The organism is Mycolicibacterium boenickei (genome assembly GCF_010731295.1).
Lineage (GTDB): Bacteria > Actinomycetota > Actinomycetes > Mycobacteriales > Mycobacteriaceae > Mycobacterium > Mycobacterium boenickei.
Genome location: NZ_AP022579.1, coordinates 5595770 through 5607729, shown reverse-complemented (window position 1 = coordinate 5607729; position 11960 = coordinate 5595770). Strand labels below are relative to the sequence as shown.

The 11960-nt window shown below is 67.4% G+C and carries 12 protein-coding genes; 8 read left to right on the top strand and 4 right to left on the bottom strand.

Annotated features, from left to right (window positions below):
• The first annotated feature begins 7 nt into the window (after positions 1 to 7).
• Together G6N57_RS26815 and G6N57_RS26810 are read left to right on the top strand one after the other, a co-directional pair.
• Positions 8 to 676, top strand: coding sequence for a hypothetical protein (locus G6N57_RS26815; RefSeq protein ID WP_077743892.1), 669 nt, complete (start codon positions 8 to 10; stop codon positions 674 to 676).
• Entirely contained in the window at positions 673 to 1008 is a 336-nt protein-coding gene (locus G6N57_RS26810) for a hypothetical protein (RefSeq protein ID WP_077743696.1), read from the top strand. Before G6N57_RS26815 ends, G6N57_RS26810 begins: the two co-directional genes overlap by 4 nt.
• A gap of 13 nt (positions 1009 to 1021) precedes the next feature.
• Here the strand turns inward: G6N57_RS26810 and G6N57_RS26805 are convergent, their stop codons facing one another.
• Positions 1022 to 2593 carry a PTS transporter subunit EIIC gene (locus tag G6N57_RS26805; protein WP_077743697.1) on the bottom strand — a complete coding sequence of 524 codons (1572 nt, stop codon included), beginning with the start codon at positions 2591 to 2593 and terminating at the stop codon, positions 1022 to 1024.
• Between the two features lie 147 nt (positions 2594 to 2740).
• On the opposite strand from G6N57_RS26805, the gene G6N57_RS26800 reads away from it, so the two are divergent.
• From G6N57_RS26800 to G6N57_RS26785, 4 genes are all read left to right on the top strand, one after another.
• Positions 2741 to 3211 carry a PTS sugar transporter subunit IIA gene (locus G6N57_RS26800; protein ID WP_077743698.1) on the top strand — a complete coding sequence of 157 codons (471 nt, stop codon included), beginning with the start codon at positions 2741 to 2743 and terminating at the stop codon, positions 3209 to 3211.
• Positions 3212 to 3997 carry a glucosamine-6-phosphate deaminase gene (gene nagB, locus G6N57_RS26795; protein WP_077743699.1) on the top strand — a complete coding sequence of 262 codons (786 nt, stop codon included), beginning with the start codon at positions 3212 to 3214 and terminating at the stop codon, positions 3995 to 3997.
• Positions 3998 to 5146 carry an N-acetylglucosamine-6-phosphate deacetylase gene (nagA, locus tag G6N57_RS26790; RefSeq protein ID WP_077743700.1) on the top strand — a complete coding sequence of 383 codons (1149 nt, stop codon included), beginning with the start codon at positions 3998 to 4000 and terminating at the stop codon, positions 5144 to 5146.
• Between the two features lie 143 nt (positions 5147 to 5289).
• Positions 5290 to 7908 carry a helix-turn-helix transcriptional regulator gene (locus G6N57_RS26785; protein ID WP_077743701.1) on the top strand — a complete coding sequence of 873 codons (2619 nt, stop codon included), beginning with the start codon at positions 5290 to 5292 and terminating at the stop codon, positions 7906 to 7908.
• Here G6N57_RS26785 and G6N57_RS26780 read toward each other — a convergent pair whose 3' ends face one another.
• Complete coding sequence (locus G6N57_RS26780) at positions 7909 to 8118, bottom strand: hypothetical protein (protein ID WP_077743702.1); 210 nt, start codon at positions 8116 to 8118, stop codon at positions 7909 to 7911.
• 20 nt (positions 8119 to 8138) lie between these two features.
• On the opposite strand from G6N57_RS26780, the gene G6N57_RS26775 reads away from it, so the two are divergent.
• Positions 8139 to 8498, top strand: coding sequence for a DUF488 domain-containing protein (locus G6N57_RS26775; protein WP_077743703.1), 360 nt, complete (start codon positions 8139 to 8141; stop codon positions 8496 to 8498).
• A 61-nt stretch (positions 8499 to 8559) separates the two neighbouring features.
• The gene (locus tag G6N57_RS26770) at positions 8560 to 9210 is read left to right on the top strand and encodes a GNAT family N-acetyltransferase (RefSeq protein WP_077743704.1); all 651 of its coding nucleotides are present in this window, start codon (positions 8560 to 8562) and stop codon (positions 9208 to 9210) included.
• Positions 9211 to 9223: 13 nt separating this feature from the next.
• Here the strand turns inward: G6N57_RS26770 and mbtN are convergent, their stop codons facing one another.
• A complete protein-coding gene (gene mbtN, locus G6N57_RS26765) occupies positions 9224 to 10393 on the bottom strand; it encodes a mycobactin biosynthesis acyl-ACP dehydrogenase MbtN (RefSeq protein ID WP_077743705.1) in 1170 nt (389 codons plus the stop codon).
• Positions 10390 to 11955: a long-chain-fatty acid--ACP ligase MbtM gene (gene mbtM, locus G6N57_RS26760; RefSeq protein ID WP_234815677.1), complete on the bottom strand. Its 1566-nt coding sequence runs from the start codon at positions 11953 to 11955 to the stop codon at positions 10390 to 10392. Before mbtM ends, mbtN begins: the two co-directional genes overlap by 4 nt.
• Positions 11956 to 11960 lie beyond the last annotated feature (5 nt).

Genomic DNA, 11960 nt, shown 5'->3' with positions numbered 1-11960 from the left:
TCTGGAAATGCCTACATGGAGTTGGATCGTCATCGTCGTAGTCGCCGTGGTCATCGTGCTGCTCGCGGTGGTCGTGGTCGCAGCGATGATGCGCCAGAAGCGCAGTGAACGACTCAGGGAACAGTTCGGGCCCGAGTATGAGCACGCTGTCGAGACAGCAGGCGGTCAGCGTGCCGCGGAGCGGGAACTGCGTGCGCGCGAACGCAAGCACAACAAGCTCAAGATCAATGAGTTGACCCCGGAATCCCGGGCCAGGTACATCGAGGCATGGGGGGTGACCCAGGCCGGGTTTGTCGACAGCCCGTCGAAGTCGGTCAGCGAGGCAGACCGCCTGGTTACCGAGGTGATGCGTGAACGGGGTTATCCGATCGACGATTTCGAGCAGCGTGCCGCTGACATCTCAGTCGACCACCCCAAGGTGGTCGAGCACTATCGTGCTGCGCACATCCTGCACCTTGCCCAAGAGAAAGGTGAGATCGGTACCGAAGCTCAGCGTGAGGCGATCGTGCACTATCGCGCACTCTTCGAGCAGTTGGTCGGCGCGGTGCCCGAAGCGAGAACCGGACTCGACGACGGGGCCGCCGAACGTGACGCCCTGACCCAGCACGACGCGGGCGGCCGTGAGGCGGACAGGCACGATGCCGGTACGGATTCGACCAAGGAGGCGCGGGCGTGACCACGCACGACGAACACACGACGACGGCCCGACCGGCCGAGGCCCGGGCGGGCAGCGAGGACAACACGTTGTTGTTCGCCGACGAACATCGCTCGGGGCTGCACTCGCGCTGGAATGACGTTCAGGCGGCCTTCGTCGACGATCCGAGAGAGTGTGTGCAGAAAGCGGACAACCTGGTGGCGGAAGTGGTCGAAGAGCTCACCGCGAGCTTCGCCGACACCCGGTCTCGACTTGAGGCGCAATGGTCCCGAGGCGAGGAGGCATCCACCGAAGACCTTCGGGTGGCGCTCACGCGCTATCGCGATTTCTTCCAGAGGTTGCTGTCGGTGTGAGGTTGCCCAAGCACTACAGGCTGTCGACGATCTCGTTCTTGAGTGCCTCGGAACTGGTGCCGAACACCGCCTGAACGCTGTTGCCGACTTCGATGACGCCTGCGGCGCCGAGCGACTTCAGCCGGTCCTGGTCGACCTTGCTCTTGTCGGCGACCTCCATCCGCAGCCGGGTGATGCAGGCGTCGACGTTCACGAGGTTTTCCTGGCCGCCGAATGCGGCGATGATCTGCTCGGCCCGCGTGTCGGCCCGCGCGGGTGCGGTGAGAGTGCCTGCGCCGCCGGCTGTGACGGTAGTCGTGGAGTCGGCGCCCTCGCCGAGGTTGGCCTGTTCCTCGGCTTCGAACTCGGCTTCGGGTTCACGGCCCGGTGTACGCATGTTCCATTTCTTGATGGCGAACCAGAACAGGACGAAGTACACGACCGAGAACGCCAGACCCATCGCGATGAGGAGCCAGATGTTCTTCGCCGCGGGTGCACCGCCGTAGAGCAACAGGTCGAGGAGGCCGGCGGAGAACGAGAAGCCCAGGTGGATGTCGAGCAGGTAGGCGATCGCGAGGGACAGCCCCGTCAGGACCGCATGGATGACGTAGAGCGGGAACGCCACGAACATGAACGCGAACTCCAGCGGTTCGGTCACGCCGGTCAGGAATGCGGTGAGGGCGGCCGCCGAGAGGATGCCGACCGCAACCTTGCGCTGCTTCTTGTTCGCGGCCAGGATCATCGCCAGCGCGGCGGCGGGCAATCCGAACATCAGGACCGGGTAGAACCCCGAGGTGAGGATCCCCGCGGTCGGGTCTCCGGCCGCGAACCGGGTGAGTTCGCCGGTGACCACGTTGCCGTCCGGCGTTTGGTAGTCGCCGTAGATGAACCACACGTACGAGTTCGGGATGTGGTGTAAGCCCAGCGGAATCAGCATGCGGTTGGCGAACCCATAGACGAACGCACCCAACGCACCGCTGCCGCCGATGAACCGGCCGAGACCGGTCAGGCCCGCATCGAAGATCGGATAGAAGTAGCTCATCAGGAAGGCGATGAACAAACTCGCCAGCGACACCACGATCGGGACGAATCGCCGTCCTCCGAAAAAGCCGAGATAGGACGGCAATTGGATGGTGTGGTAGCGGTCGAACAACCAGGCCGTCACCAGACCCACCACGATGCCGGCGAAGACGCTGTAGTTGATCTGCGCCTGGTCGCCCGCCTTGTCCACCTCGCCCGCCAGCACGATCGGGGACATGGTCTTGAAGACCGCTGCCATCACCAGGTAGCCGACCACCGCAGCCAGTGCCGTCGAGCCGTCGGCCTTGCGGGCGAAGCCGATCGCGACACCGACCGCGAAGAGCAGCGGCAGATTGGTGAACAGGGCGTCACCGGCCGCGCTCATCGCCTTGAAGAACGGGCCGATGACGGGGAAGTCGATCCGGCCCAGCAGGTCGGGTTGACCCAGCCGGAGCAGGATGCCCGCGGCGGGCAACACGGCGATGGGCAGCATGAGGCTCTTGCCGAGGCGTTGCAGCTGGGCGAAAGCGGGTATGTTCAGACCGGACTTCTCCTGTGCGCCTTCAGGTTTGGTCGTACCGCTCATAGCCCACCGTCCTCCTGACCACTCGGCGTGAACCGCCGCAAAGCTGTGCGGAAGCTTAGACGAGAACCCGCGAACGCGCGGCCGTCTTTCGGCCACCCTCGTATTGTTGGGTCACGAGCACCCCCGCCCCGCAAAGGAGCCAACACAGTGAGCAGCACGCGAGTTCTCGCCCCCGTCGCGGGGCGCGCAGTGGCACTCCAGGATGTTCCGGACCCGGTGTTCTCGGCGGGCATGGTGGGATATGGCGCGGCCGTGGACCCACCGCGGGGTGTGATCGACGCGATCGCCCCGGTCAGCGGCAAGTTGTTGAAGCTGATGCCGCACGCGTACGTCATCATGACCGCCGACAACGTCGGCGTCCTGGTTCACCTCGGGTTGGATACGGTCGCACTCAACGGTGAAGGATTCACGACGCACGTGAGCCAGGGGGATCAGGTCGACGCCGGCCAGGTGGTGATCACCTACGACGTGCCTGCCATCGAGGCGAAGGGGCTCAATCCGATTGTGCCGGTCGTGGTCATGGACGAGCGTGAACCCGGCAACGTGACCGTGGCTGCACCGGTCGCCTCGGGGCTCGACATCGACTCGGGTGCAGAGCTTTTCACGGCGAACAAGTAAATGGAAGTCATCATCCTGCCCGACGCCGCCACGATCGGCGGTCTGGCCGCCGATGCGATCGGCGCGCTCCTGGTTCGCAAACCCGATGCGGTGCTCGGGCTGGCCACCGGCTCGTCACCGCTGGCGATCTACGACGAGCTCGCCGCACGGCATGCCGCCGGGCGCATCTCCTTCCGGCAGGTTCGGGCGTTCACCCTCGACGAATACGTCGGTCTGCCCGCCGACCATCCCGAGCGCTACCGCAATGTGATCGACACCGTGTTCGTCTCACGCGTCGACTTCGCGCCTGATGCCGTGCTCGGCCCCGATGGCCTGGCGACCGACATTCCGGCGGCGTGCGCGGCGTATGAGGACGCCATTCGCGCCGCCGGCGGCGTGGATCTGCAGATCCTCGGTATCGGCACCGACGGGCACATCGGCTTCAACGAGCCCGGGTCCTCGCTGGCGTCACGCACCCGGATCAAGACGCTGACGCGGCAGACCCGCCTCGACAACGCCCGGTTCTTCGGGGACGACCTCGAAGCCGTGCCGACACACTGCCTGACCCAGGGGCTGGCCACCATCATGGCCGCCCGGCACGTGATCCTGGTGGCGCTCGGTCGCAGCAAGGCCGAAGCCGTGCACCACCTCGTCGAGGGGGCGGTGAGCGCCATGTGGCCGGCGACCATCCTGCAGCATCATCCGCATGTCACCGTTCTGCTGGATGAGGCTGCGGCACAGCGGCTTCAGCTCATCGGCTACTACCGTGAGACCTACCTGTCGAAACCGGACTGGCAGGGCATCTGAATGCTGCTGACCGCCGAAACGCTGATCACGGGCGCAGATCTGTTGCGGCCCGGATGGATTGACGTGTCCGGCGGCCGGGTGCAGGCGCTGGGTGCGGGAGAGCCGCCGCGGCCTGCCGATCGTGCCCTCGGCCCGGTGACGGTGATGCCGGGCTTCGTCGACACTCACACGCACGGCGGTGGCGGTGGCAGTTTCTCGGTGGCATCGGAAGCCGACACGTCGGCCGCGGTGGCACTGCACCGCGCGCACGGAACCACCACCATGATCGCCTCCCTGGTCACCGCGAGCCCGGACGATCTACTGCGTCAGGTCGCCGTGCTCGCCGAGCAGGTGCGGGACGGGCTGATCGACGGAATCCACCTGGAGGGCCCGTGGTTGTCGACCATGCGGTGCGGGGCCCATCAACCTGCGCTCATGCGTGATCCGGATCCGGCGGAGATCGACCGGCTGCTCGACGCCGCCGCGGGAACGATCCGGATGGTGACGATCGCGCCCGAACGGACGGGTGCCCTGGCCGCAATCCGGCGTCTGGTCGATGCCGGCGTCGTCGTCGCCGTCGGGCATACCGAGGCGACGTACGAACAGACCCGCGCCGCGATCGCGGCCGGTGCCACGGTGGGCACACATCTGTTCAATGCAATGCGCCCCATCGACCGGCGGGAGCCGGGTCCGGTGATCGCGCTGCTCGAAGACCCGTCCGTCACCGTTGAACTCATCACCGACGGGGTCCACATCGATCCGGCCATCTACCGGCATGTCACGCGTTCGGTGGGCCCGGATCGCGCTTCGCTGATCACCGACGCGATGGCGGCCACCGGCATGTCCGACGGGCGTTATCACCTGGGGCCGGTGCAGGTCGACGTGGTCGACGGGGTCGCGTTCGTCGGAGGCACCGACACCGTCGCGGGGAGCACGGCGACCATGGACCGCGTAGTCCGATTCGCCGTGGCGCATTGCGGTTTGGCCGGCGAGGAGGAGGCCCTGCTGCTCGCTGTCCGTCAGGCCTCGCTCAACCCGGCCCGGGCGCTGGGGTTTCCCGGTGGCGGCCTGATCCCCGGTGCCGCAGCCGATCTCGTCGTACTCGATGCGGATCTCGCTGTCGCCGCAGTGATGCGGCGCGGCGTATGGGAGCCGCGATCGGCGGCTTAGGCTGCCTGGAGTGAGTGCCGCCGGCGACCGAGAAGTGTTTTCTGAGGCAAAGATTCGTGTCGCGACGGCCGTGAATAGCCGTTACAAATTCTTGTACCGGCGTACCGTCACCCGGGTAAGCCGCGAACCTCTGGGGGTCGTATTTGTCGGACTGGCCATTCGTCGCACGGGATGCCGAACTGCGTGAAGCCACGCAGGCACTGCGGGGCGGCTCCCGCGGTGTGGTGCTGGCCGGAAGAGCCGGGGTGGGCAAGTCGGCGCTGGCCCGGGTGCTGGCCGAGGGTCTGGAGGCCGACGGTTGCCCGGTCCGGTTCGTGCTGGGTACCGAGACCGGGCAGGCGGTGCCGCTGGGGGCATTTCGTCACGCACTGACCCTCACCGATGCACACGACCCGACGGTGATGCTCGCCGTCGCACACGAGATGATGGCAGCCGATCCTGACCTGGTCATCGTGGCCGATGACGCGCAGTACCTGGACCCGTTGTCGGCCCTGTTGGTCCAGCAGCTCGCGGTGCACGGCGCGCCGAGGCTGATCGTCACGATCGGGAACGGCGCGGCCACATCCGATGCGGTGACGGCGTTGTGGAAGGAACAGCTGCTGCTGCGGTTGGACCTCGAACCCTTCACACGCGAGCAGACGGGCGAGTTGGCGGCGGCCGTGTTGGGCGGCGAGGTCGAGGCGCATGCGGTCGCAGAACTGCACCGGTTCTCCTCGGGAAGTCCGCTCTACCTCCGGGGTGCGCTCAACGCGGCCCTGAGCGATTCGGCGTTTGTCTGCGATCAGGGCCGGTGGCGGTTGCGCGGGCAGCTACGGGCGAGTGCCGATCTGCACGCGCTCATCGAGTCACGATTCGACACGGTGACGCCGGACGAACGTGATGTGCTTGAGGTCGTGTCCACCGCGGAGGTACTCGACTGGGACGTGCTGGTGGGCGCCTGCGACCTCGACGCGATCGCCAGGCTCGAGCGCAGGGGAGCGATCCAGGTGCTGAATGACGCGACCTGCACCGTCGTGCAGCCAGGCCATCCCATCATCGGTGAAGTGGCCCGTAGTCGATGCTCGAAAACCCGTTCCCGGCAGATCAATACGCTCCTGGCCGCGCTGTTGGGGCAACACCTGGCGTCGCCGAACCACGTCGGGCCCGCTGACGTACGTGGGCGTATTCAGCTGGCGCGATTCATGACAGGGGGCGACGGTCCGGCGGATGCGGAGGTTGTCGCCGACGCCGCTGCCAGTGCCGTCACCATGTCCAACCTGGCCCTGGGAGAAGAGCTGGCCCGATACGCCCTGGATCACGGCGCCGGGGTGCCTGCGGCGATGGTGCTGGCCGACGCGATGAGCTGGCAGGGGCGTGGCGAGCAGGCCGAGGAACTGCTGGCCCGTTCGGTGCCGCAGGCCGACGACGAGCCGATGCTGGCGCGTTGGGGTTGCCTGCGGGCCTCCAACCTGTTCTTCGGGTGTGCCCGTCCTGACGCCGCGCGGGCCGTACTCGCCCTGGTTCGCCGGCAGCTGCACTGCCCGCGGACGTTGGGACTGGTGGTGGCGATGGAGGCGGTTTTCGCGTTCTTCGCCGGTGGGCTTGCCGATGCGATCTCGATGGGTACCGAGATACTCGGCGTTGAGACTATGTCGACGGCCAATGTGTGGGCAGCGCTGGCCGGCTCGGGCGCGCTGGCCCTGTCGGGGCGCTGGGACGAGGTCTCCGCCGTTGCACAGGTGGGCGAATTGGCCGCCGAGGATTGCGAGTCAGGGCCGCAGCGTTACTGGCTGGCCTTCGCGCAGGTGTCTGCGGCGGCGGCGGAAGGGGAGCTGGCGCGGGCCCAGCGGGTCTGCGACCGCTACGCCGTGCTGGCCGCCGGTTCTCCGCAGGGCGAGGCTGTCGTCGCGGCGCTGAGTGGGCGGGTGGCGCTGGCCCACGGATGCCTTCCCTCGGCATGTGAAGCGTTTCAGGCCGCGGTATGGGCGACGCCTCATGGATTGCCGCCGGGCTGGCTCATGGTGGTCGCGTCATGGCTGGCTCAGGCCGAGGGGATGCGGGGCAACGGGCCTGGTGCACGCGCTGCGCTGCTGCGCGCCGAGGCCGCCGCGGTCGGGCCACTGGAGGTGTTCAGGCCGGACCTGGAGCTGGCGAGAGCCTGGGCGGCGGCTGCCAATGGCGACACGAGATCAGCCGTCGGTCATGCCGCCCGGGCAGCGCAGTGCGCCAAGGCGCACGAGATGGACGCAGTCGAGCTCACAGCCCTGCACACCGCGCTGAGATTCGGGGAACCGTCAGGTCACCGCAGGATCCGGCAACTGGCGCACCGCCTCGGTGGCAGGCTGACCGAGGCCATCACCGCGCACAGCGTCGGCCTGGCTCAGCATGATCCCGAACAACTTGTCGCTGCCACGGACCGTTTCGAGGCGATCGGCGCGCTGGCATTGGCCGCGGATGCAGCGGCCCACGCGGCCCGGCAGTTCGCCCAGACCGGTTGCCGGGGAGGTGAATTGGAGTCCGCTGCGAGGGCTTTGTGGCTGTCGGGTCAGACCGGTGCGCGGACGCCTGCCCTGTGCTGTGCGGGCGGCCCGCTGCCGCTCACCGAGCGGGAATGGGAGATAGCCCACCTCGTCGGCGTCGGGATGAGCAACCGCGAGATCGCAGGCAAGCTGTGCCTGTCGGTGCGCACCGTAGACGGGCATCTCTATCGCATGTTCGCCAAGCTCGGTGTGGACGACCGCGACCATCTGGCCCGGCTGGCGCGATTCGGCCCGGTCACGTGATCAGACGGGATGTTCCGGGTCCTCGCTCGTGTTGCGGTCACCCACGAAATCGAGGAGGCGCGGATCGGTGGAGGTGAACTGGTCCACTTCCTCGCCGCCGTCGCATCGCAGCAACGCGATCGTGAGGCTGTCCGGGGTACGGGTGAGCACGCGCCAGTGCGCACCGGAATCTTCCCAGCGCTGCAAATCCTGCACCCGATCCACGGTCATGCCTCCTACCATGGCATGTCATGGCCGAGAAACACCGTGTCCGGCTGGCCCGGGTGTACACCGAACCCGAACCGGACGAGGGGCAGCGGATTCTGGTCGACCGACTCTGGCCCAGGGGCATGAAGAAGACCGATCCGCGGGTGGGGCACTGGCTACCGGCGGTGGCCCCGTCCACGGAATTGCGACACTGGTACGACCACAAGCCGGAACGCTACGACGAGTTCGTCGCTCGCTATACCCAGGAGTTGCAGTCCGGCGAGGAGGCCGCGGCCTTCGATGAGCTGCGGGCGATGGCCGGCAACGGCCCGGTGACCTTGGTGACCGCGACCCGTGAAGTCGAGCTCAGCCACCTGACCGTGCTGGCCAAGCTACTGGTCTGACATCGATCGCGAGGAGGAAGGTAAACCTACCCTCACTCGCTACGGTAGGCTCGGCGCTCAAATGAGCGATATCGATACCGACGTGACTGACTTGCCCGGGGCCGCCGTACTCAAGCGCGAGCTGACTGACATCACCGACCAGGTGCGCGCCGTCGACGCTCCGCCCACCCCCGTGCTGGCCGAGCCGTACGACATCCGGGTCGCCGACGCCGACGCCGACGCCGAGCTGGTGTCGGAATGGATGAACCGTCCGCACCTGGTGGAAGCCTGGGAGTACGACTGGGAGCCGGAGCGCTGGCGCCGATACCTGCAGGCTCAGCTCGACGGTCAGTACTCGCGGCCGTTCATCGCGAGCTTCCGCGGCAAGCCTGTCGGCTACATCGAGCTGTATCGGGCGGCCAAGGATTCCATCGCGCCCCGCTATGCCGCCGATCCGCATGACATCGGCATGCACGCCGCGATTGCCGATCTCAGATTCGTCAACCGCGGAATCGGCCCGATCCTGTTGCCGCGCATCGTGGCCAACGTGTTCGAACTCGAACCGAACTGCCGGAGGGTCATGTTCGATCCGGATCATCGAAATGCCGGCGCCCGGCGGGTGTGCGAATGGGCCGGATGCGAGTTCCTGGGCGAGCACCAGATGTCCAACCGGCGGATGGCCCTCTATGCGCTGCCGCGCACACCCGACGACGCCTTCGGCGCCGCCGGGTAACCGGAGAATCGGTTCAGGCTCCGGCGAATTCGGCGTAGCCGTCGTAATCGGGCTTCATCGCCGCGGCCACCAGCTCCCACAGCACCTCATCGGTGCCGCCGCCGACGCGGGCCAGCTTCATGTCGCGCCACCACTTGCCCAGCGGCGTCTCGTCGACGAGATAGCCTGAGCCGCCGAAGATGTGCATGCACTCCGATGCCACCTCTTCGCCCAACCGCGCCGCGGTCACCTTGAAGGCCGCGGCAGCCCGGAGATCGAGCTTGCCCTGCGTCGCCGCCCCGGCCAGTGCGTAACGCAGCAGATCGACGCGGGCCTGCAGATCGGCGATCCGCATCCGCAGTGCCTGGTGCTCGTAGAGGGTGTGACCGAACTGCCGGCGTTTCATCATGCGCGCCAATGTGATTCCCAGGATCCGCTGCGATCCGGCGGCGACCTGTCCGGCGATCGACATGCGCTCGTGGGCCAGGCCCCAGGAGATCGCTGCCAGCCCGGTGCCGGCCCGCGCCACCAGATGATCGGTGGGCACCCACGTGTCGATGTGCACGGCGGCCGTGGCCAGCGGCCCGTTGCCGACCTTGCGGTAGGGCGTCTGGATCTCGACCGCCGACGTCGGGACCGCGATGACGACGACGTTGCCGTGCCGGCTGGTCGGATCGTGGTCGACGTTGCGGGCAACCACCATGATGTGATCGGCGATCGTCGACAGGGAGACGAACTTCTTGATGCCCTTTATCTCGAATCCGTCGCGGGCCGTGCGGACTTCGGTCTCCACGATCTGCAGGTCCGAACCCCCGGATTCCTCGGAGGCCGCGATGCACAGCACGGCTTCACCGCGGATGGCCTGCTCGCAGATGGTGCGGAGATGGTCCGATTTGCCGAAGCGACGTAGCAGGGCGATCGCCGAATCGTGCAGGCTGACACCCACACCGATGCCCGAAGACCCGGTCCGTCCCAGCGCGAGGGCCAGTTCGACCAGCTTGGCCACATCGGGTTGCTGCCCGTCGCCCCACTTCTCGCTGAACACCCCGTTGCGGCCGAGATGCTCGATGAGCGAGCGCGGAAAGCTCTCGGTCTCTTCGGCTTCGGCGGTCCAGGCCTTGACCTGCTCGTCGAACACCCGATCCAGCAGGTCGCGGTACTCCTCGAGCGACGTGGTGGCCGGCGCCGGCGTGGGCGTGCTCATGACTTCGCTGCCTCCAATTGTCGTTTGACCTCCAGGCGGCGCAGCTTGCCCGAGGAGGTGCGGGGGAGTGACCCCGGCGTCAGGAACACCACGTCGGCGGGCACGATGCCGCACTCGGATGCCACCTGCTGGATCACCTGGCTGCGGGCCCCGGCCTCGTCAGTTCCACGGAACTCCGCCGCGATCACCAGGCCGGAGCGCACCGATTTCTCGCCGGCGCCCACGGCCACGACGGCGCCTTCGCGAACACCCTTGACCTGAGCGGCAACCCGCTCGATCTCGGTGGGGAAGATGTTGCGCCCGGCCACCGTGATCAGTTCCTTGGTGCGCCCGCACACCACCAGGCCGCCGTCGACGAAATAGCCGAGATCGCCGGTGGCGAACCAGTCGCCGGGGTTCAGAGCCGTCTGGCCGAGGTAGCCCGACATCATCGACGTGCCGCGGATTTCCACCTCGCCCACCTCGCGGCCGACGATGCCCGCGTTGTCCTCGCTGGGCCGCAGGCGCACTTCCATCCCGGGGATGGCGTCACCGAGGACCGCGAGTTGCTGCTGGTGGGATCCGGCGTCCGTGGTGACGGTGATCTCGTCCAGCACCACCCCGAGCCCGGGTACGGGAACGGTGACCGCACAAGATGATTCGGCCATCCCGTACGACGGTGACAGGGCGCCGGGATTGAATCCGAAGCGCGACAGCTCGGTTCCGAACCGGATGGTCGCCTCGCAATCCACCGGCTCGCCTCCGTTGAGCGCGAACCGAACCGCCGACAGGTCCAGATCGGTCAGGCGTTTGGAGTACTTGCCGATCAGGCCGTAAGCCATGTTCGGTGCGGCGGTCAGGCTGGCGCGGCTCTCGGTCAGCCAGCGCACCCAGCTGAACGGTGAGGCCGCGAATGCGATGGTCGGGGCCTGCCACACCTCGATGCCGCCGAGCGCTCCGGCCAGCAGGAAGGTCAGTCCCATGTCGTGGTACAACGGCAGCCACGAGCATCCGATATCGCTGTGCGACAAGCTGATCCGCTCGCTGAGCCCACGAAGGTTGGCCAGTACCGCCGCCGGCGTCAGCTGCGCGGTGCGGGGCGTGCCGGTCGAGCCGGCGGTGCCCTGCAATACGGCGAACCGGCCGGTTCCCAGCGGCAGTGTGGTGGAGCGTTGAGCGTGCGCGACGACGGCGTCGTCGTGGATCTTCAGCGGGGTCGCGACCGTCCGTAGCAGCTCCAGGTAGCCGCCGTGGCTGAACACGGTACCCACGCCGATTCCGGCGAATCGGTTCACGGTGGATTGCGCCCAGGTGTCGGCATCTGCGCCCCGGATCGGGCCGGGCAGCACGGACACGGCTGCACCGGCCAGAACTGCGCCGAGGACCGCCGCGATGCTCTCAACGGTGGGCTCACCGACCACACCGACTGCCGTCGAACCGTCCTGGCCGATCTGTTCGGCGACGTTCTCGGCGCGCGCGTATACCTGCCCCCACGGATGGCGCGTCCAGTCGCGGGTCTCGAGGTCGTAGACCACGAGGTCGGCGTCGGTGGTGGTCAGCGACGCGGCGAGCGCCGTGGCCAGCACAC